Origin of the sequence: Tropicibacter alexandrii, assembly GCF_003667315.2 — a bacterium.
Taxonomy (GTDB): domain Bacteria; phylum Pseudomonadota; class Alphaproteobacteria; order Rhodobacterales; family Rhodobacteraceae; genus Tropicibacter; species Tropicibacter alexandrii.
In genome coordinates this window covers 275266-296238 of sequence record NZ_RCTZ02000002.1, presented here as the reverse complement: position 1 = coordinate 296238, position 20973 = coordinate 275266, and the positions used below count along the sequence as shown (strand labels likewise).

At 63.1% G+C, this 20973-nt stretch carries 18 protein-coding genes; 6 read left to right on the top strand and 12 right to left on the bottom strand.

Annotated elements, in window-relative coordinates; all coding sequences use genetic code 11:
• Window positions 1–909: a hypothetical protein gene (locus tag D8Z78_RS04025; protein ID WP_121629007.1), complete on the bottom strand. Its 909-nt coding sequence runs from the start codon at window positions 907–909 to the stop codon at window positions 1–3.
• Between the two features lie 158 nt (window positions 910–1067).
• Between D8Z78_RS04025 and D8Z78_RS04020 the strand changes: the two genes are divergently transcribed.
• Window positions 1068–1670 carry an NAD(P)H-dependent oxidoreductase gene (locus D8Z78_RS04020; protein ID WP_121629008.1) on the top strand — a complete coding sequence of 201 codons (603 nt, stop codon included), beginning with the start codon at window positions 1068–1070 and terminating at the stop codon, window positions 1668–1670.
• Here the strand turns inward: D8Z78_RS04020 and D8Z78_RS04015 are convergent.
• On the bottom strand, window positions 1661–2425 hold the full coding sequence (locus D8Z78_RS04015; protein ID WP_121629009.1) for a DNA-binding transcriptional regulator: 765 nt from the start codon (window positions 2423–2425) through the stop codon (window positions 1661–1663). The two genes, D8Z78_RS04020 and D8Z78_RS04015, sit on opposite strands and share 10 nt — an antisense overlap.
• 374 nt (window positions 2426–2799) lie before the next feature.
• On the opposite strand from D8Z78_RS04015, the gene D8Z78_RS04010 reads away from it, so the two are divergent.
• Complete coding sequence (locus tag D8Z78_RS04010; RefSeq protein ID WP_240671987.1) at window positions 2800–3948, top strand: Hint domain-containing protein; 1149 nt, start codon at window positions 2800–2802, stop codon at window positions 3946–3948.
• Window positions 3949–4100: 152 nt separating this feature from the next.
• Here the strand turns inward: D8Z78_RS04010 and D8Z78_RS04005 are convergent, their stop codons facing one another.
• From D8Z78_RS04005 to D8Z78_RS03995, 3 genes are all read right to left on the bottom strand, one after another.
• Complete coding sequence (locus D8Z78_RS04005; protein ID WP_164932876.1) at window positions 4101–6626, bottom strand: Hint domain-containing protein; 2526 nt, start codon at window positions 6624–6626, stop codon at window positions 4101–4103.
• Window positions 6627–6864: 238 nt separating this feature from the next.
• A complete protein-coding gene (locus D8Z78_RS04000) occupies window positions 6865–7560 on the bottom strand; it encodes a molybdate ABC transporter substrate-binding protein (RefSeq protein ID WP_121629011.1) in 696 nt (231 codons plus the stop codon).
• On the bottom strand, window positions 7557–8282 hold the full coding sequence (locus D8Z78_RS03995) for an alpha/beta fold hydrolase (protein ID WP_121629012.1): 726 nt from the start codon (window positions 8280–8282) through the stop codon (window positions 7557–7559). Before D8Z78_RS03995 ends, D8Z78_RS04000 begins: the two co-directional genes overlap by 4 nt.
• A gap of 264 nt (window positions 8283–8546) precedes the next feature.
• Here D8Z78_RS03995 and D8Z78_RS03990 point away from each other — a divergent pair, with 264 nt between their 5' ends.
• From D8Z78_RS03990 to D8Z78_RS03980, 3 genes are all read left to right on the top strand, one after another.
• Window positions 8547–9527, top strand: a complete 981-nt coding sequence (locus tag D8Z78_RS03990; RefSeq protein ID WP_164932875.1) for a tripartite tricarboxylate transporter substrate binding protein — start codon at window positions 8547–8549, stop codon at window positions 9525–9527.
• A 170-nt stretch (window positions 9528–9697) separates the two neighbouring features.
• Window positions 9698–10402, top strand: a complete 705-nt coding sequence (locus tag D8Z78_RS03985; protein WP_121629014.1) for an alpha/beta fold hydrolase — start codon at window positions 9698–9700, stop codon at window positions 10400–10402.
• A complete protein-coding gene (locus tag D8Z78_RS03980; protein WP_121629015.1) occupies window positions 10399–11190 on the top strand; it encodes an alpha/beta fold hydrolase in 792 nt (263 codons plus the stop codon). Before D8Z78_RS03985 ends, D8Z78_RS03980 begins: the two co-directional genes overlap by 4 nt.
• Before the next feature lie 40 nt (window positions 11191–11230).
• On the opposite strand, the gene D8Z78_RS03975 is transcribed toward D8Z78_RS03980, so the two are convergent.
• From D8Z78_RS03975 to D8Z78_RS03955, 5 genes are all read right to left on the bottom strand, one after another.
• The gene (locus tag D8Z78_RS03975; protein WP_121629016.1) at window positions 11231–12316 is read right to left on the bottom strand and encodes an ABC transporter ATP-binding protein; all 1086 of its coding nucleotides are present in this window, start codon (window positions 12314–12316) and stop codon (window positions 11231–11233) included.
• A gap of 4 nt (window positions 12317–12320) precedes the next feature.
• A complete protein-coding gene (locus D8Z78_RS03970) occupies window positions 12321–13238 on the bottom strand; it encodes a carbohydrate ABC transporter permease (RefSeq protein WP_121629017.1) in 918 nt (305 codons plus the stop codon).
• On the bottom strand, window positions 13231–14124 hold the full coding sequence (locus D8Z78_RS03965; RefSeq protein WP_121629018.1) for a carbohydrate ABC transporter permease: 894 nt from the start codon (window positions 14122–14124) through the stop codon (window positions 13231–13233). The genes D8Z78_RS03970 and D8Z78_RS03965 overlap by 8 nt, the downstream gene beginning before the upstream one ends.
• Window positions 14125–14196: 72 nt before the next feature.
• A complete protein-coding gene (locus tag D8Z78_RS03960; protein WP_121629019.1) occupies window positions 14197–15432 on the bottom strand; it encodes an ABC transporter substrate-binding protein in 1236 nt (411 codons plus the stop codon).
• A 223-nt stretch (window positions 15433–15655) separates the two neighbouring features.
• Window positions 15656–16849: a CaiB/BaiF CoA transferase family protein gene (locus tag D8Z78_RS03955; RefSeq protein ID WP_121629279.1), complete on the bottom strand. Its 1194-nt coding sequence runs from the start codon at window positions 16847–16849 to the stop codon at window positions 15656–15658.
• A gap of 216 nt (window positions 16850–17065) precedes the next feature.
• On the opposite strand from D8Z78_RS03955, the gene D8Z78_RS03950 reads away from it, so the two are divergent.
• Complete coding sequence (locus D8Z78_RS03950) at window positions 17066–18739, top strand: glycoside hydrolase family 3 protein (RefSeq protein ID WP_121629020.1); 1674 nt, start codon at window positions 17066–17068, stop codon at window positions 18737–18739.
• 151 nt (window positions 18740–18890) lie between these two features.
• Here D8Z78_RS03950 and D8Z78_RS03945 read toward each other — a convergent pair whose 3' ends face one another.
• A complete protein-coding gene (locus tag D8Z78_RS03945) occupies window positions 18891–19688 on the bottom strand; it encodes a Pnap_2097 family protein (RefSeq protein ID WP_121629021.1) in 798 nt (265 codons plus the stop codon).
• Window positions 19688–20968, bottom strand: coding sequence for an MSMEG_0569 family flavin-dependent oxidoreductase (locus tag D8Z78_RS03940; RefSeq protein WP_121629022.1), 1281 nt, complete (start codon window positions 20966–20968; stop codon window positions 19688–19690). Before D8Z78_RS03940 ends, D8Z78_RS03945 begins: the two co-directional genes overlap by 1 nt.
• Window positions 20969–20973: the final 5 nt, after the last annotated feature.

The following is a 20973-nucleotide window of genomic DNA, read 5'->3' as shown; positions in this document are numbered from 1 at the left end:
TTACTCGATCCCGGTCTGCGCGATCGGGTAATCGGCGGCGTTCAGCACCCATCCGTCTTTGGTCGAGAAATCCATGCGCGGCGGCGAGAAGATGTCGACGATCTGCGTCACCTCCGAGGTCCACAGCGTCGTATGGATCGCGGGCGGCGGCAACACGGTCACCGACGGGCTGGCGCAACGGATGTGCATGTCAGGCCGCCACTCGGCCATGTCGGAGGTCCACGGCCACCGCAGGAAATGTTCGAAATCCCCCTCCAGCGTCAGGCTGACCTGCTCGAAGCTGGCGTGGTAATGCGGCGAAACCTTCGTGGCATCGCGCGGCGCGGTGAAACACGGCAGCACGTTCACCATCATCGTCGTACAGCGGAAGATGCGGCCAAAACGCCCCGGCTGCTCGGCCACGTCGAGATCATAGGCACGCAGGCGAAAGCCACCCACCGGATCGGGCCACGGCTGGAACGGCGGGATGTTCGGATTGGTTGGGATCGTCGGGTTGGCACAGTGCGCCACGAGGTCGGCAGAGCGTGTGGTGTAGAGGAAACTCACCTGCCCGGTGCCACGCACGGTCACGGTGCTGTCGCCCGGCGGGACGACAAACAGGTGGTTGCCCGGATGATCGGTGACCGTGCCCTCCGCCGTTTCGATGTCAAAACGGATACCGGCGTCGGTCGAAAACACCATGTATTCGTCCATCTGCCCTGTCCGGGCAAAGGTGGCGGTGCCGTTCAGGCGGACCAGCCGCACCACGAGGTTTGTGCCGCGCATCATCCACGCCTGCCAGCCGTCGCCCGTCTGCTGTGGGGGCTCCTGACTGAAATTGCCCAGTTCCGGGCCGCAGAACGGGCCGGAGAAACTGCGCTCTTTCGACATGGAGGTCAGTGCCTTGCGCGGATCGCTGTCATCGAACATGGGGGGCCTTGCGAGTTGTCTGCGGTGGTCTTCCAACTCGCATGACGGCCCGCGCGGCGCACGGGAAACGCGGGCTTGTTCCACGCTGCGGAATTGGGCGGGCGCGCGCTTGAGTGGGCGTGCGGGCGCTGCCACGACAGGCAGAAACGGAGACCCCCATGACCCGAGCACTCGTCATTCTTGCCCACCCCGACATGAGCCGCAGCCGCATCAGCCGCCGCTGGGCCGAGGCCGTCCTTGATGAGAACGACATCACGCTGCACGACCTTTACGCGCGTTACCCCGATGGGCAGATCGACGGCGAGGCCGAGCGGCAGTTGGTCAGCGATCACGACCGCATCGTGCTGCAATTTCCCCTGACATGGTATTCCTGGCCACCGCTTCTGTCGGTCTGGCAGACCGAGATCATGAAACGCGGCTGGGCCTACGGTCCCGGCGGACGGGCGCTGCGGCTCAAGACGCTGGGCATCGCGGTTTCAACCGGGTCGAACGGCCGCGACTACCAGCCGGACGGTCGCTATGGCCGCACGCTGGACGAGGTCACCGTGCCCTTTGAACTGATGGCGGTTCATACGGGCATGCACTATCTGCCGCCCTTCACCCTGACCGGCGCGCGCGAATGCGATGACGCGACGCTTGCCGCCTCTGCCCTGGCCTATCTCGCCCATATTCGGCAGGCCGAACCGCGCCTCATCGCCTCTGGCAAGGATGACGACCGCGCGCGCACCGTCTACACCGAGGATGCCGGCGCTCACAGGTAGGTTTCGCCCTTTTCGCAGGCCTCTGCGGCGGCGCGCAATTCGGCCTTCAGCGCCGCCACATCGACATTGGCGCGGGCAAAATAGGTGATCCCCAGCGTGCCGACCAGCTTGGCCCCCAGCCGCAGCGGCACGGCGATGGAATGCGTCTCGGGCTGGATGTTGCCGGTACGCTCGCCAAAGCCGCTCGCCCGGGTCAGCGCCACGACCGCCTCCGCGCGCTGCGTGATGGCCTCTGCCTCCTCCGGAGTTGCCGCCGATTGCTGGAGCAAGGCCACGAGATGGGCGCGCTCTTCCTTGGGACAGAAGCCGAGATAGGCGCGCCCATGGGCGTAATCCAGCAGCGTCATCCGGCGGTTGATCGTCGACTGGTAATGCGACAAGGGGCTCATCGGGATGGTGCTGAAACGGATCACCAGCGCATCCACATCCAAGGTCGCCAGCGCCGTCGGCCACAGCGTACGGCGGGTCAGGGATTCTGCCGCCTCGCGCGCCACGTCGAAAACCTGCGGCAACCCATGATGCCCGGCCCCCAGCGCCGCGACCTTCTCGGTCACGCAATACCCGGCCTGCCGCCCGATCTTGCTGACATAGCCCGCGCTCATGAGAGTCTCCAGCAGGCGCACGACCGTCGGGGCGGGCAGGCCCGTCTCTTGCACGAGGTGCTGCACGCGCACCACCGGCGCGCGGTTCATCAGTTCGAGGATCTGCAAGGTGCGCTCGACCGAGCGGACCGTCTTTTGCTGCACGGAACTCATGACGATAGCCGTACAGGAACGTCACCGAAGCCGGAAGTGCCCAGACCGGAAAGCGAGCACGATGCGCGACCCGGCCTGCAAATCCGGCGCATGGTCGACGGTCGTGAAAGGGGCAAGTCGCGCCAGCCCGATCCCCCGCGTATCCGCACACACGAGGAACCGTGGTCTCAAATCGTTGTCCAGATTGGACCATTTCAGCAACCTGTTAAACGTTTTGCCGTATTAAGACTGCACGCAGGACACCGAATTCCCGAAAAAGCCACAAAAAAAACCAGAAAAAACGGATGATTAGCCGGTTTTGTGGAGTCCAAAAGCCGAAGGACGTGCCGAGGTTCGCGCGGCTTGCGACGTAACACTGTACGAGGGGGAACCCTGTGCCAAGCTTTGACCTATTACTGTATAACACCAATAGCATCACCCAATATTCGGCGACCAACTGGCTGTCCTCTCCGGAGGCGAGCTTTTTCCCATTTGGTACGGACGGCGACCCTGATGCCGACGGAGCGACCGTTACATTCGGCAACCTGAACGGTCAGGTCATTACGATCAATGACGACGACCTCATGTTCGAGGATGGCGATGTCACCCTGTTGACGGCCCAAGTCTCGTCCACGGCGACTACGTTGTTCAATCTCGATGGCGGGATCGAACCCGAATATGCCTATACCCTGACAGACCCCGGCACAGGAGAGTCCTTTCGCATCTATGCCATGACAGGGACGACATTCCTTTTCGGGAACACGGTGGTCGGCTTTGCGTCCGAACGCCCGATCGATCCGGGCGTCACCTACAATGTCAGCTACGACGTGCCCACGCTCTTTGGCTCCACCCCGGACTCGGAGCCCCAAGTGGCTTACAGCAGTCTCATATGTTTTGCTCGCGGGGCCCTTATCGAAACCGATCAGGGTCCCACCGCGGTCGAGGACCTCGCGCCGGGGGATATGGTGGTCACACTCGATCACGGGTGTCAGCCGCTTCGGTGGGTCGGTCGGCGCAAGGTGACCCAAGCCGAACTGCAGGCCGCGCCGCAGCTTCGCCCGATCCGCATTCGGGCCAAATCCCTCGGCGAGCGCGTACCGCTTCAGGACTTCTGTGTGTCCCCTCAGCACAGGATACTGGTGCAGTCGTCCATCGTGAAGCGGATGTTCGCGGTCGGCGAAGTTCTGGTCGCAGCCAAGCATCTTCTTGACCTTGATGAGGTCGAGATCGTTCAGGACGAGGACGAGGTCGAATATTTCCATCTGCTGTTCGACCAGCACGAGATCATCTACGCCAATGGCGCCCCGACCGAGAGCCTTTTTACAGGTCCGGTGGCAATGCAGTCGCTTGGCCCGGAAGCGCGCGCCGATGTCCTGAGGCTGTTTCCCGAGTTGATGTATGTGACCGAACTTCCCAGACCTGCCCGCAAATGCATCGGCGGCCGCAAGGGTCAACAACTGGCTCAACGACACCGCAAGAACCATCAGCCGCTGGTGACACTGGCACCGGCGAAGGCCTCCGGCCATACCGTCAATCTGAGTTGAATTCTGCCCCCTGTCGGTGCGATGGGTCGAACCAAGGGCGGAATGGCCACCAAGTTGCCAGAAATCTGCGATGCCATAGCGCGCCGGTTGCGGATGTTTCTGGCTGTCGGTCAGCGAATATCGGGGGCCCTTGCCATGAATGGACCGGACGATCAGCCCGCCCGCGCCATGTGAAAAACCGTCTGCGCTGACTTCCTCGGTATGAACAACCGGGCCGGTTCGCCATATTCCTTCTCGATCTGACTAAGGGAGACCCGTGACGAGACGACATCGGGGAACAGGGCGCGCAGTTCCCTCAGCGGTTCCGGTGCAATCGTTTTCTGCGCAACCGGGCCGGGATAAAAGCTCTCCGAGGGCAGGTTTTCGGCCCATATGATCTGATGGGCGTCGAACATCAGGTGGATGTAGGTGACGTCGCTCTTACCGTGGGCGATGCGAATCCGGCTTCTTGGCGCTTCGGCCAGATGCTTGGCGCGGACCAGATGATCACGCCCGATCAGTATGCCATGCTGAGGCGACACAAGAAGGTCCCGCGCGACCCCCAGCAGGCCTTTGCGGATCAGGACAGGGCGCAGATTGGGGGCGGCCTGCAAGCTGGCGTGGTCCACATGCCGCCGCCCGATCCAGCGGATGGGCTGCAGGCCGTTGTCCACGGTGCTGACCAAATCGCCGACGCGCAGGTCGTCGATCAGGACATCACCACGGGGGGTGCGAATGGCGGTGCCGGAGGTGAAGCAGACGACGCCGGTGTTCTCCACGGTAAAGAACGCGCCGTCAGCACTGGCCCCTGTGAAGGTCAGCGATCCGGTGCCAAACTGGGTATTGTCGGAATAATCGACCCCGCCGACGCCGTCGTTGGACTGGTTCAATTGACCGTCGTCGGCCTGATCGGCGTGCAGTTCCCAGATGTCGTCGTAAAAGCCCGAAAGGTCGACGAAATCGTTGTTGGTCGTGATCCCGTCGCTCAGCGTGCCGGTGTTGCCAAAGTTGAAATCGGTGATCGTATCGTTGCCGTCACCCGCCGCGTAGACGAAGGTATCGACGCCGGTACCGCCCTGCAGGCTGTCATCCCCGATGCCGCCGACCAGCGTGTCATTGCCTGCGCCGGCAAGCACGGTATCGTCGCCCGCCCCGGACAGGATGCTGTCATCATTGTTGCCGGCGAGGTTGTCGCCCGCGTCGACCATGTCGCCTTCGGGATCGGCGGCGAACGCCCCGTCGATCAGATCTGCGCCTGCGGTGCCCTCGACGATGTAGTCGAGGGGCATCGGAATGCCGATCGCGTTCAGGTCCGCCGCGCTGCCCAACGAGGCCGGTGCCACCCCCAGCAGTGTGATGCTCTCGCCGCCCGGGAAGGTCAGAACCGCGTTGCCCGCGCCATCGTCGGTGACGACAACATCCGCCGTGGTGACCGGTGTCGTGCCACCATCCGAGGTCAGCCCCGCGACATCCAGCCGGTCGTTGGTGGTGCCGTCGCCGCTGTCGGCCATGTCGAAGGCTTGCATCGTATCGCTGCCCGACCCATCGGCCAGCACGACCGTGTCGCGGCCACCCCCCAGAACGAGGTTCTCGATATCCATGAAGGTCGCCGTGCCGGTCCCGTTCGAAATCGACCCGTTTTCAGGGTTGCTCGACGTCAAATCGACCGTCGTGTCCTGCGTGACAAGGCTCAGGTCAAGGACGTCGCCGCCATTGTTCTCGTTCCCACTGCCGCCCGAAATGGAGTCGTTGCCGAAATCGTCTTCCAGCTGGATCGTGTCATCGCCCAAGTCGGCATTGATCGTATCGGCGTCCGTGCCCCCCTTGATGACGTCATCGCCGTCATGCGCCTGAATCCAGTCATTGCCTTCCCCGCCAAGGATCGTATCCGTGGAGTTGCCGCCATAGATGGTGTCGTTGCCAGCGCCCCCATCAAGGAAGTTGGCCCCCGTCGCATAGACAGAACCGCTGACGTCATCGATCAAATCGGCGCCGTCGCCGCCCAGAACCGAGTCATCGCCCAGACCGTAATAGATGGTGTCGTCGCCCAGACCACCAGCAATCGTGTCGTTGCCATCACCGGCCGCAACCAAGTCGTTGCCCGCGCCCGCATCGATGCTGTCATCGCCCGACGTGATCTGATCGCCCTCGCCGTCGGTATAGCCGACGCCCATGGAATCGTTGCCTGCGGTGCCATCGACGACGGCATCGGGATAGCTGCCCGCGACGCGATCCCCGATGGCATAGGACGGTGTCGAGGACACACTGTTCAACGTCAGCGACCTGATCGGCATTGCCTCCAGCGCCGCTTGGTCCGCGTTGACGGTCGCTTCTGGCATCAGGTAGAGATTGCCAGCCGTATCCTGCACCAAAGTCGCGGTTATGGTCGCGGTAGAGCCGTCTGCGTAGGTGATCGTGGCGTTGTAGATCGCCGTGCCGTCCAAGGTCTGATCCGGCCCGCCATCAATGGTGAACTGGTCGTTGGTGACGGTGTTGTCTACATCATAGCCAGCGGTGTTGCCGCCGCCGAAACCCGCCGTTCCGGGGGCAAAGCTCTGGATTTGATTGAAGAGCGGGGCCGCGATGCTGCCAAAGGTCGTGCCAACCAGCGCACCGGCGTTCTCCGAGGCGCTGTTACCCTCTGTCGGGTCGATATCGGCAGCGGTGCCGAGGTAAAAGACGTCAAATGTTGCGGCCAAGCCGAAACCCATTCTTGATGAGGCGGATGTCCTCGGCAGCCATCACGAGGGACGCCGTACAGCATCCCGTCAATAGCTGAAGAAGTGACTAACCCGCGTTCACAAAAGGGGTTCGCATGGCTTGCCGACCCAGAGCATCGTGCAGGATGACCTTGGCCATGACGCTGACAGCATTTGCAAATCCCGAAACGCGCGCAAGGGCGTCGATCGCACCCACTCCCCCGCCGGGTTTGGGACATCACGGCGCGGGCGTCAGACCATGCTCTGCCAAAATGTGCCGACCGCGCGCCGAGCGCATGTGGTCGAGCAAGGCATTCTCGGCAGGACTTTGGCCACCTGCCCGCCGTGCAAGCGCAAGCCATGTGTCGTTGCGCGCCACATCGGCCAGATCGTCGATAACCGTGATCCCGTCCACCTCCAGAAGCTCGGCCTTCTGCTGGAAACCAAGCGCGACCCGCCCTTCGGCAACCGCCTGCCCAACGGGGCGATCGGTGATGGTCTGCAATTTCGCCGCCAGCGCGTCCGTTTGGACCGATGCAGGCACCAAAACTTGGCGGAAGAACCTGCCGCTGCCCGCTGCCGAAAGTCCAATCGACGGGGCATCGGACAGGGCTTTCCAAAGGCCCGCCTCGGTCGACAGGTCCGGGACCTCGGTCCCCGACGCCACGCAGAACGCAACGGTCGAGGCAAAGACGCGGACCGGCGCGCCGACCAACCGACCGGCGGCGCTCTCGGCCTCGGCCAGACCCATGGGCAAGATCACAAGGTCGAACGGCGCGCCCGCTTGCAATCGGCTGGTGATGCTGTTCGGGGCCGGGCCTGTGGCGGGGCCGTAGGCGAAAGAGACCAAGCCCGGGTCCATCTCTTTCGCCAGCGCGTTCAAAGCCGACGCAAAGGCCGCTGGCGCAAGGACGGTCACGGCGGATCGGCTCACAGCATGTCCTCAAGCAGGGCAACCACGGCATCCGGATCGTCGATCATCGGATCATGGCCGCAGCTGTCCATGACGATGGTTTTCCAGCTGTCATCCGCTTGGCAGCGTTCCAGCGCCGCATCGAACCGCGGTTGCGGAAAGAGGGGCGCACGGACGTAAAGCTTTTTCGCCACCCGATCCCGCGCACCGCTCAGGTCCAATGCCTGAAGGGACACACCGATGGGCTGCTGGGTGATCTTGGAATCGACCCAAGCCGCGTCCTCCTCCGACTGGATACGCAGCGCCTTGGAGGTAGGGCCGGGACGCGAGACTTCGCCCTTCGCCCGCGCTTCTTCGAAGGCGGCGGTCTGCTGCTCGTTCAGGAAATCCATGCCGCGCTGGCCGTCCTCGGGCAGGAAGGCATCGAGGTAGACGATCCCCGACACCCGGTCTTCGAGATGCTCCATCGCGCCGGTGACGACCCAACCTGCATAGGAATGACCGACCAGAACCGCATCGGTCAAGTCCTCCCATTCGAAGACATTGACGACGTCGTCGATATGGGTCTGCAACGTGATGTCGCCGCTCATCAGGTGCGAGCGTTCGCCAAGCCCGGTCAGCGTGGGCGTAAAGACGCGGTGCCCTTTGGCGTGCAGCTGGTCCCTGACCCTCTTCCACATCCAGCCCCCGTGTCCAGCCCCGTGGACAAGGACAAAGGCCCGGCCTTCTGTTGCGGATTGCATATCTGATCTCCCTGTTCTGTTGCGTGCATGCCAGCACGAAACACCATCAATCGGCTAATTGTATGCGCCGGTTTCGCTGCTGATCACATGGCCCCCATTGTGGAATTCGGGTCGATTCATGGCAATGAAACTTGGCAAAATCTGCCACAAGAATATGTGCAGCCAGCCCTAACCAAAGGTCCACTTCAACAGGCACGGCTTTCAGATGACCCTTTTGTTGCATTCAATTTTGAAATGTATGCAAACATAACAGGGAGAAGAAAAATGAGCATTCAGTCTTTGCTGCGCGGTGTCTCCGTTGCCGCAAGCGTCATGGTCGCCGCCACCGCCGCATGTGCTGACGAGGCCGCCGATTGGCCAAGCCGGACCATCGAAATCGTCATCCCGAACGGGCCCGGCGGCCCAACCGATATTCTGGCGCGCAACCTTGCCCGCGCCGCCGAGCCGGTGTTCGGCCAAGAGGTGGTCGTGGTCAACAAACCCGGCGGCGGCGGCGCAACGCAGATGACCATCGTCAAGGCAGCCAAGCCCGATGGCTACACGCTGGGGGTCAACACGCTGACGCAATTCACCGCGATGAAGACCAGCCTAGAGGGCGTCTTTACCATCGATGATTTCGATTGGATCTCCATGTTGCAGCAGGACAGCTACATGCTGTTCGTATCGGCAGACAGCCCCTACCAGACGTTCGACGCGTTCGTCGCGGCTGTGAAGGCCAGCGGCGAGTTGCCGAATGTCGGGGGCTTTGGGTCCATCGGGTCGGTTTCGAACGTAGCGTCCGAACTGGCAACCAATGCTGCCGGGATCGACATCAACTGGGTCGGCTACAACAAGACCGCCGACACCATTGCCAATGTTCTGGGCGGTCATGTGGATGTCGGCTCGGCCAATGCGGGATCGCTGCGCGAGTTCGTCGAGGCGGGCCGCGTCCGGGTGATCGGCGTTCTGTCGGATCAGCGCAACCCCGCCCTGCCCGACGCGCCGACCTATACCGAGATGGGCTATGACGTGGACACCGATTGGCAGCAGATCCGGGGGCTGGTCGCCCCGGCAGGCGTCCCCGACGAGATCAAGCAGAAACTGGCAGAGGGTCTGCGCGAGGCGGTGAATTCGCAGGACTTCAAAGAGTACGAGGCCTTGTCCGGGGTCGTGCCGCGCTTCCTTGGCCCGGATGACTACACGGAGTTTGCGAAGAAGCTGGATACCCTCGCGGTCAAGGGGCTTCAGGCCGCCGGGATCAAGTGACCGCGCCGTAAAACACTCCGGCCGGGTGCATCCCGACCAAGCCCCCCCGGTGCCGCTCCCGCGCCGGGGGGTGTTTGTGTTGGGGCTGCACTAACCTATGATCAGGTTCCGACCCCATGCGGCCCTGTTAGCATCGCAGCAAAGCACGCTACCAAAGATTGGATTTCCCGATGGTCACACTTGTCACCATTCCCGGTATCATGTCGGACGCCCGCACTTGGTCCCCCATCGCTGAAACGCTGCGGTCGCATGTGGACGCGGTCCATGTCGCGGACACCACCAAGGACGCGACCCTGCCAGAGATGGCCAGCCGTGCGCTGGCCGCGACAACTGGCGATCTGATCGTCATGGCGCATTCCATGGGTGGTCGCGTGGCGATGGAAATGGGGCGGCAGGCCCCGGACCGGATCAAGGCCATGGTCCTGTCCAGCACCAGTGCCGAAGGTCCGGGCGCTGGCGAACAGGCGCACAGGCAAACCCGCATCGACGGGGCCAATGCCGACATGGTCAGCTATGCGCGGAACTGGGCGCCCAAGGTCTTGTCCAAGGCCGGTGGCCAGAATGACGCCCTCGTGGCGCGTATCCGCCAGATGGTCATCGACTGTGGGCCGGAGGTCCATGAACGCCAGAACCTCGCCCTGCTGCATCGCCCGGATGCGACGCGCTATATCGGCGATTTTCCCTTTCCCGTGCTGTTGATCACCGGAGACGAGGATCACCTGTCGACCAAGGACGTGCATGACGGCGTTGCGGCGCAAATCCCCGATGCGAGGTCCGTGGTGATTGAAGGGGCCGGACACCTGCTGCCGTTCGAACAGCCCGAGGCTGTCGCGCAAACGGTACAACGCTGGTTGCAGGATCGGTCGGTGATTTGACCGGGGTCCCGGCAGCGACCCTCGCCTATGAGGCGGCGCCCGATACCGGGTTGCCGCCTTTGCTGATGGTGCATGGCCTGTTGGTCAGCCGCGAAGTGTGGGAGCCCAACCTCGCCCTGTCCAAGCAGTTCCGCCTGATCCGCGTCGATCTTCCCGGACACCGCCAAAGCCCCGCCCCAGAGCATCCCACGCAAGCGCGCCCCGACAGCATCATCGAGGCGCTGGATCAGATACGCAGATCGCTGGGCATCGCGCGGTGGCACCTGTGCGGCCAGAGCTTTGGGGCCGGGATCGTGCTGGGCTATGCCCTGACGTTCCCCGAGGCCTGCACCGGGGTTGTCTTTACCAATGCGAATGCAACCCTGCGCGGGGCCGAGACAGAAGACGCGCTCGAAGCGCGGCGGCAGCTCGTCACCACGATCCGCGCGGGTGGCACGGATGCGCTGCGGCAGTTGCCGTATCACCCGGCGCATGCAAGGCGCTTTCCGCCCGACCTGCGACGGCGGCTTGCACAGCGCGCCGACACGATCCGCCCTGAGACCATGGCGCTGTTGATGCAAGAGGGGCTGCCGCGATTGTCCGTGCGTCGCCGCTTGGGCGCAGTGTCCGTGCCGACCTTACTGGTCAACGGTCGCTACGAGCGGAAATTCCAGCCCTTGCGCAACTGGTTGGCGGAAGCGCATCCCGCGATTGGCATCACGGATCTGCCCGGCGGTCATGCGGTCAATGTGGACTGCCCCGACGGTTTCAACGCGGCTGTCCTCAAGTTCCTGCGCGGATGCGGTTGAAAGACCGGCGCCATGCCGTGGCGCCGGTCTGTGAGTTTGGTCAAATGCGCAGCTCTTCGACCTTGTCAAAGATCGAGGCCCGCGCCGGATCAAAGCCGATCAGAAGCGCATCGCCCGGCGTGATCTTCATCTGGCCATCGACGCGGAACCGCAGGGCGGTGCCATCCAGAGACGACCAGACAAGGGTTTCCGCGCCCATCGGCTCGGCCAGTTCGGCACGCACCTCGAATTGCGTGGGGGCGGCACCGGCCATCTCGCCGGTCAGGATATGCTCGGGCCGGATGCCGAACCAGACATCGCCGCTGACGCCGGGGCGGGTAAAGTCATAACCCGCCAAGGACACGTCCTTGCCCGCGATACTCACCTGCGGCCCATCCGCCGTGGTCAGTACCGTGTCGAAGAAGTTCATCGACGGCGAGCCGATGAAATCCGCGACATACTTGTTGGCGGGCTTGTTGTAGATCACATCCGGCGTGTCCAACTGCATAACCACGCCGCCCTTCATGATCGCGATCCGGTCGGCCAGTGTCATCGCCTCGACCTGATCGTGGGTCACGTAGATCATCGTGTTTTCAAGCGTCTGGTGCAGGCGCTTGATCTCGACCCGCAGATCGGCGCGCAGCTTGGCGTCGAGGTTGGACAAGGGCTCGTCGAACAGGAACACGTCCACATCACGCACCAGCGCCCGGCCAATGGCGACGCGTTGACGCTGTCCACCGGACAGGGCGGCGGGCTTGCGTTTCAGCAGGGGTTCGATCTGAAGCACCTCGGCGGCGCGGGCCACACGCGTCTTGATCTCATCCTTGGGCATCCGGGCGTTTTTCAGACCAAAGCTCAGGTTCCCTTCGACCGTCATCTGCGGGTACAGGGCGTAGGATTGGAAGACCATCCCGATGCCGCGATCCGAAGGTTCGGACCACGTCACGTTGTTGCCGTTGATGTGGATCGACCCTTCGGTCGGCTCCAGCAGGCCGGCGATACAGTTGAGCAAGGTGGATTTGCCACAGCCCGAACTGCCGAGCAGCACGAGGAATTCGCCCTGCCCGATATCGAGGTTGAGATCGCGCAGGACCGACACGGAGCCGAAGTCGAGCTTGAGGTTCTGGATCGAAACGCTTGGCTGCATGACGTTATCCTTTCACGGCGCCGGCTGCGATGCCGCGCACGAAGAGCTTGCCAGAGAGAAAGTAGATGGTGAGCGGGACAACCCCGGACAGCAGCGTCGCTGCCATGTTGACGTTGTATTCCTTCACCCCGGTGACAGAGTTGACGATGTTGTTCAGCTGAACCGTCATCGGGTAGTTTTCGGGCCGCGTGTAGATCACCCCGAACAGGAAGTCGTTCCAGATCGCGGTGGTTTGCAGGATCACGGCCACGACGAAGATCGGCACCGCCATCGGCAGCATGATCTTGAAATAGATGGTCCAGAACCGCGCGCCATCGACGCGGGCGGCCTTGAACAGTTCTTCGGGGACCGAGGAAAAGTAGTTGCGGAACAGCAGCGTCAGGATCGGCATGCCAAAGACCGTGTGCACCAGAACCAGCCCGCCGAGATTGCCGTAAAGGCCAATTTCGCGCAGCAGCACGACGATGGGGTAGATCATCACCTGATAGGGGATGAAGGCGCCAATGATCAGGATGGTGAAGAAGACGTTCGCCCCCTTGAACCGCCACATCGACAGCGCATAGCCGTTCACCGACGCCACCGCGATGGAGAAAAAGACCGACGGCACGGTGATCTTGACCGAGTTCCAGAAGCCGCGCGACAGCCCGTCGCAATTCAGCCCGGTGCAGACCGTGGCCCATGCCTTGGCCCAGGGTTCGAACGTGATTTCCATCGGCGGGGCAAAGATGTTGCCGGTGCGGATTTCGGCCAGACCTTTGAGCGAGGTCATCAGCATCACGTAGAACGGCAGCAGGTAGTAGACCGCCAGCACGAACAGGATGGAGTAGATCATGATGTTCTTGCGGCTGAACGCCCGGCGGGGCTTTGGCCCCGAGGCATGCGCCGGGCTGGGGCGCCGCATGTTGGTGGTCACGTCAGCCATGTTTCTTGCCTCCGAATTCAAGGTAGGCCCAGGGAATGATGACAAAGATCACCGCGACCAGCATCATGGTCGACGCGGCAAAACCCTGGGCGAGGTTTTGCGAGACGAACATCATGTCAAAGACGAACTTGGCCGGGACTTCCGAAGCCAACCCCGGACCGCCGCCGGTCTGCGCGATGACAAGATCGTACAGTTTGATGATCCCCGAGGTGACCAGCACCAGCGTGGTGATGAAGACCGGGCGCATCATCGGGATGACGACGACGATATAGGTCTTCCACGCCGGGATGCCGTCGATCTTGGTGGCCTTCCAGACGTCTTCGTCGATCCCCCGCAGCCCGGCCAGCATCAGGCACATGACAAGGCCGCTGGTGTGCCAAAGACCGGCGATCAGCACGCCGTACAGCACCGTGTCCGGGTTGTAGAGCGGATCGAAGCTGAAGGTCTCGAAACCAAGGTTCCGCACCGCGTTCTGGATGCCGAATTCGGGGTTCAGCAGCCATTGCCAGACAAGGCCCGTGACGATGAAGCTGAGCGCATAGGGGTAGAGGAAGATCGTGCGAAAGCCGTCTTCGAACCGGATCTTCTGATCGATCAGCGCCGCCAGAAGGAACCCGATGACCAGCGCGAGGATCAGCATGAGGATGCCGTAGATCGCCAGGTTTTCGATCGAGATCAGCCAGCGGCGGGTGCCCCAGAGCCGTTCGTATTGATCGAGACCGACCCATTCGGCACTGGGCAGCAGGCGTGAATTCGTGAAGGAATAGATGATCGTCCAGACAGAGCAGCCGACAAAAACCATCAGCGCCGTCAGCACCATCGGAATGGCGGCAATCTTGGCACTCAGGTTTTTGAACAGCGCTGTCGGTTTGCCGCTTTGCGACATTGCAACTCTCCGATGATGTTGGGAAAGGGAAGGCTGGCACAGACCGGGGCGAGGCGGCCCGCGCCAGATCGGTCAGTCCGCCGTTGCGATGATCTCGGCGAACTCTTCCTGTGCTTGCTCGGGCGTGAAGTCCGGGTCGGCAAAGAACTCGACGACCAGATCGGTCACGCGGCCAACGGTATCGGGGGACACCATGGTGTTGATGCTTTCCACGATGCGGCCGTCCTTCAGGATCTCCATGCCCTTTTCCATGCAAGGGGTCGGATCGCTCAGTTCGACATCGCGGCGCACCGGAAGCGCACCCTTGGCGGCGGTGAAGGCGACCTGCGTCTTTGGGGCCACGATCACGCTGGCCAGTTCATCCTGCGCGGCGATGATCTCGGGGTCGTCGACCTTGGGGAAGTAGAAGGCGTCCCCGGCGGCGGTGATGTATTCATGCACACCCAGCCCCGGCAGGCAGGAGAAGTCCTCGCCCGCCTTCAGCCCGGCCTGCATGAATTCGCCCTGCACCCAGTCGCCCATGATCTGACCGCCCGCGCGGCCATCGGTCACCAACAGGGCGGCCTCGTTCCACGCCTGAACATTCGAGCCGTCCATCAGGTCGCGCGCTTCGGCGGCGGCCTTGAACACCTTTGCGACATCCGCACCGGCGGCATAGTCCGCGTCCAGTTCGCCATAGACCTTGTCGAACAGCTCTGGCCCGCCGATGGACACCATCAACACGTTGAACATCAGCTGGATCTGCCATGCCTGCTGACCTTGGGCCAAGGGGATGATGCCCTTTTCGCGCAGGGTGGGCGCGGCGGCGACGAACTCGTCCCAGTTTTGCGGCACGGCCAGCCCGTTATCCTCGAACACGGCATTGTTCAGCCACAGCCATTGCTGCGAATGGATGTTGGAGGGCACGCAGTACAGCTTGCCCTCGAAGGTGCAGCTGTCCAGCAGCGATTGCGGAAAGATCTGCGCTTTCCAGCCCTGCGCCTCGGCGATCTCGGTCACGTCGCGCATGAAACCCGCCTCGATCAACTCGCGCATGGCCGAGCTGTGGGTGAACTGGGTGGCGCCCATCGGGTCGCCGCCGGTGATGCGGCTGGTGATCAGCGGCCGCGCCACGCCCCCGGCCCCTGCGATTGCACCATCGGTCCATCCGTTGCCGCTTTCCTTGAAGGCGTCGGCGATCACGCGGATGGCGGCGGCCTCGGCCCCGGAGGTCCACCAATGGGTGACCTCCAGATCGGCGGCAACCATCGGCTGTCCGGCGGTGGTGGCCATCAGCGCACTCAATGCGGCTGCTTTGAACGTCTTCATCGTTTTCTCCTCTGTTGATTTCGTATCCGGGCGGGTGCCGGGCCCTTTAGGGTGCGACCTCGTGCCTGCTCCTAAGGGTCATTTTCCGGCGGTCGTGTTGGTCCAAGTGTCCGTTTCCGGGGTGTTCCGGTCAACGCACCGAAGATTTGGCGCGCCAAAACATTCTGTATAGAAGGTTGATTTTTCTCAGCTTTTCCGGAGGCTGTTCGGCGACTCCTGACGATCAGTCCGCGATGATCCCGGCCTTGCGAAGCTGCGCGATCTCGTCCTCGCGATAGCCAAGCTCCGTCAGCATCTGCCCGGTCTGCGCCCCAAGGCGCTGCGGCGGACGTTCCAGCGATGGGCCGCCTTGTTGCATCCGGAATCCAGCCAGCGTGGTGGTCATGCCGTCGGCCGTTCCCGCAGCGCCGTCAAACCGGTGCAGCACGGGGCGCGCCTGCACTTGCGGGTCGGTCAGGGTCTCGGCAAGGGTGCGAATGCGGGCACAGGGGACACCTTCGGCTTGCAGAAACTCTTCCCAATCCGCCGCCGGTCGCGTCCGGAAGGCCGCGCTGAGCGCCGCGCTTTCCTCGGCATGGGCATCGAGCCGCTGATTGTTGTCCTGCTTGACCATGTCCTCGCGCCCCAAGAGCCGCCAAAGCCTCGCCTGCTGTTTCAGGTTCGAGGCCGAAACCATCATCGGCACGTCGCTGGCGTGATACATGCCGATGGTCGCAAACGGATAGGTGTTGCCCTTCGGCGCGGGCACCTTGTCGGTCCAGAAATAGGAGGCCACATGCGAGGTCGCGAACATCATCGCCACATCCAGCATCGATACGTCGACAAAATTGCCGCTCCCGCCATTGCGCGCCCTTTGCAAAAGCGCCGCGGAAATCGCATAAGCCGTTGTCGTGCCTGCCGCGTAATCCATGATGGGCGCACCACATTTGAACGGCTTGTCCGGATCGTCGCCGGTCATCGCCATGAAGCCGGAAAAGGCTTGGATGATGTTGTCATAGCCGCGCAATTCCCGCCGTGGCCCGGTCGATCCAAAGGCCGAGAGCGAGCAATAGATGAGCCCCGGATTGCGCCGCCTGAGGTCGTCATAGCCCAGCCCCAAGGCCTCGAACGCGCCGGGGCGATAGTTTTCGATGAACACATCCGCCGTGTCGATCAGACGAAGCATCGCCTCCTTGCCCTGAGGCGTCTTGAGGTCGATGGCGACCGACGCCTTGTTGGCCCCCTGCCCCAGAAAGGCCGTGCCCATGCCGATGCCGTTCATGGCGCGGTCCGGCCCTTGAGAGCGGGCCTGATCGGGGTCGTTCGGATCCTCGACCTTGATGACCTCGGCCCCCATCGTGGCCAGCTGGAACGCGGCAAACGGTCCGGCCAGCACATGCGTGGTGTCGATCACCCGGTAATTCTGAAACGCCTTCATCTTGGTCAACTCTGTCCTCGTCCGCTTTGGCCGACATGGGCTGTCGGCCCTCTTGAGCGGCACAATGTGGGTCTGCCTCGTATTGAAGAGGCGGTGGCCCCGGCAGGCAACGCCGTTTGGTTTCCGAAATGTTGGGCCAGCCCTGACCTATGCGCGCCCCGGAAAAGCGCGCATTTGGCTAAGGTGGCCGCGACCGCACACCACCAGAGATCGCCCATGCCCACCTCGCCCCGTCCGCTGTCCGATGCCCAACTCAGCGCCGCGCCCTTTCATCTTGACCGGACGGGTCTGGATTGGGTCAGGACGCAGTTCGAGGCGCTCGGGACAGGTGCGAAGATCGCGCAACTCATGCTGCCGATGTGCCGTGACCTGTCGGACGACACCATCAGGGCGCTGGCCGCGCTTGGCCTTGGCGGTGTGCATCGGTTTCCCAGCTATGCCGAAGACGACCTGCGGCGCTCGGCCACGCTTTTGATGCAGCACAGCGCCATTCCGCCCTTGCTGACGGCCGATATCGAGATGTCGGAAAAAGCCAGCGTCAAAGCGGGAACGGCCTTTCCCAACCAGATGGCGGTGGGTGCCACGGGCGATCCGGACAACGCGCTGCGCATGGGGGCAATCGCCGCGCGCGAGGCGGGCTATCTGGGATTTGGCATCACCTGGACACCGGTGGCCGATCTCGCGCTGAATTTCCGCGCCAACGCCGTGAACACGCGCAGCTTCTCCGACAAGGTCGACCTGACGCGTGCGATGGTCTGCGCCTATCTCGACGGGATGACCGACAATGGCCTCGTGGCCTGCGTCAAGCATTTCCCCGGAGAGGGCTTGGACGAGCGCGATCAGCATTATGTCACCACCCACAACACCATGACGATGGACGATTGGCACGCCAGTTTCGGCCAGATCTATGCCGCCGCGATTGCCCGCGATGTCCGCCTTGTCATGGCCGGTCACGTCACCTTGCCCGCGTATCGCGCTGCGTCGGGCAACGCGCGCCTTCCGGCCTCGCTCAACGCCGACCTGCTGCAAGGGCTGCTGCGCAGGGATCTGACCTACAATGGCGTCATCGTCTCGGACGCGTCCGGCATGGCGGGCTTCACCTCTTGTGGGGCGCGCAAGGACATCGTGCCGTTGTGTATCGAAGGCGGATGCGACATCTTGCTGTTCCCGCGCGATATCGAAGAAGACATGCAATTCCTGCGTGACGGTCTGGCCAGCGGCGCGCTGTCCCAGCGACGCTTGGACGAAGCGGTGCTGCGCATTCTTGCGCTCAAGGCGTCCATGGGTTTGCATCTTGGCCGCCCCGCCGTGCCGCCCGAGAGCCAGCGCGCACGGTTGCTGGGGACCGAGGAACATCGTGGGTGGGCCAAGGGTGTCGCACGCGGCTGCGTGACCTTGGTCAAGGACACCCAAGGCCTGCTGCCGCTCTCGCCCGGCCGGCACCGCCGCATCCTGCTGGCCGAGGCGCGCGACCGCCGCAGCCCATCGGCCCCCCTGCCCGATCTGGAAATCCCCGCCATGCTGGAGCGGCTCGGGTTCGAGATCACCCGCGTTGTGCCGGGCCAGCCCATCGACGCAACCGGTCAGGATATCGGACTCTACCTGATGGCCGAGGAAGGGCTGTCGGGCAAGGAACACCTTGGGCCGCACTGGGAACGGCTGCATGGGGCGTTCCCGCTGACAATGCAACGGATGTGGCAGCACCTGCCGACGCTCTATGTCTCGCTCGGCTCACCCTTCCTGACCTTTCACGTGCCCGATTGCCCCACTTTCGTGAACGCCTACAGCGCCGTGCGTCCGGTCCAGCAGGCGGTGGTCGAGGCCCTCACCGGCGCCATTCCGTTTCAGGGGCAAAGCCCTGTCGACCTGCCTTTCGGCTTCCCCGCCTGACCGCCTGACCGCCCGCTGGCCAAACGATCTCGCGGTCCAAACGCAACCCATAGCTTGGTGTTTAGACCGCGTTGACCGCGGCCACCGGCCCCCCGTTCGGTGCAAAAAAGGCTGACACGCTTATGCGCAGGACGGGACGCCAAGAAACTCCTTAGACTGCCGCCTGTTTGGTCCAGACCTGCGCAATCGGACAGCCGTCCTGTCTGGCCATGATCTGCACGGGGCCTTGGTCGAAAACCCGGACCGTGTCACCGGGGTTGATGTTCCCGAGGTAGACGACCTCGCGTTGTCGAACTGGTTCGGACGGCCCTGTTGCGTGGGCAGCGGTTTCGGCGATGCGGGAGAAAGTCGGGAAATACAGCAACCCCACGGCGTTGAAGTCCAGCGACGGAACCGGGCTTTCGGCGTGGATTGCCTGCGCGCCTACAAGGTCGATCCCGCGGATGCGTCGTGCGGCATCGCGGGCGCGGTCGTCCAGCGCCATCACCGCCGACCCGGCCGGGGGCAGATGCATCTGGCCCAGCACCGAATTGCGATGGATGCGCGTGTTGCAGCCGCTCGTATCGTGGCTGACAAAGGTCGAGATCATCGACATCTCGGCGATCACCACGCCATCGACCACCAGCCTGTGGCGCGATCCGGTGCGCGTTTGCGTGACCGCGAACAACGCGGACTCCACCTGCAGACTCCGGCCCAGCAACGCCGCCGACGGCTGCATGTGCAGCGATGTCGTGCAGAACGCCGCATAGACGGGCCGCCCGTCCGGCGCGCGGAACACCGCGTCGCGTTGACCCAGCGCCTTGGCGATCAGCGTCCAGTGCTGATCGCCGCAAAACCGCAAGACCCACTGCTCCGACAAGCCCTGCGGCGACAGCTGCGCCATGCCCAGCGGCAGGTGCGCAACGGTTTCGACCGGCGCATGCCGCGCGGCAAAGGCAATGACGGCCATCAGGCGACCGCCTTCTTCCCGGCGCGGTCCAGTTGCGCGGCGATCTGATCGGCGAGATAGGCGCTGTCCTCCTCGATCCCGAGGAACCGGCCCGACCCCCAAGTGTTCAGCCAGCCCAGACCGATGAAATGCATCCCCGGCACATCCGTCACGCCGCGATGAAACTTCGGCTTGCCACGGTCGTCGAAGACATCGACCTCGATCCAAGCATAATCGGGGCGGAAGCCGATGGCCCAGAGCACCGAGGTGATCCCGGCTTGCTTGATGTCCAACTCCGTCCGCTCCTCTTCCGGCTCCCAGACCTTGACGAAGCGCGGCTCGACCGGGGCATCGATGCCGTTGCGGGCGATATAGGCGTCGATCTGGTCGCGGATGCCCACATAGCTGCGGTCCGCATCGTCGAGGTTCTTTTTCAGGTCGGGCAGGAATTCCAGCCTGCGCCCGTCCATGTTGGCCAGCGAGCCATAAAGCTCGACCCCGTGATCCACATGCCATTGGCGCAGGTCGATTTCCTTGCCGCCATCGCGTCCGGACATGTAGTGGTTGGTCTGCGTCAGCGCCTTGTGCGGATCGGGATGCGTGTCGATGGTGATCTCGTAATGCCCCGCATCGTGCAGCCAGTCGGTCGCGTCACGCCCGCGATACTTGCGCGGGCTGCGCGGCGCGGGGCCGACAGCCAGATGCACACCCCGGCCCGCGCGCACGAAATCCTCCATGATCTGCACGCCGGATTGACCGGTGCCGATGATCAACACGTCACCGTCGGGCAGTTGCGACGGGTTGCGGTAATCGACCGAGTGCATTTGCACGATGGTCGGGTCGAGCGCCTCGGCATAGGCTGGCTCGATCGGTTTGTCGTAGCCGCCGGTCGCGATCACGACCTGATCGCTGGTCCACGTGCCGATGGTCGTCTCGACCACGTAGCCGCCCTGCGGATGATGGGCGATGCGGGTCACGGTGACATGTTCGTGAATCACCGGCGCGAAGGTCGCGGCAAAGGCGTCGAGATAGTCGGTGATCTCGTCCCGCAGCATGAAGCCATCGGGGTCGGTGCCGCCGAACTCCTTGTCATAGTGAAATCCGGGCAAGCGACATTGCCAGTTCGGTGTGACAAGGCAAAAGCTGTCCCAGCGGTTCACGCGCCATGAATGGAATTTCTCGTGGCGTTCAAAGACCGTGCTGTCGATGCCCTTCTGCTGAAGCTGCCAAGCCACCGACAGGCCAGCCTGCCCGCCGCCGACAATCGCGACCGGGATGTGGGGGATATGCGTATTTGTCATGGTCT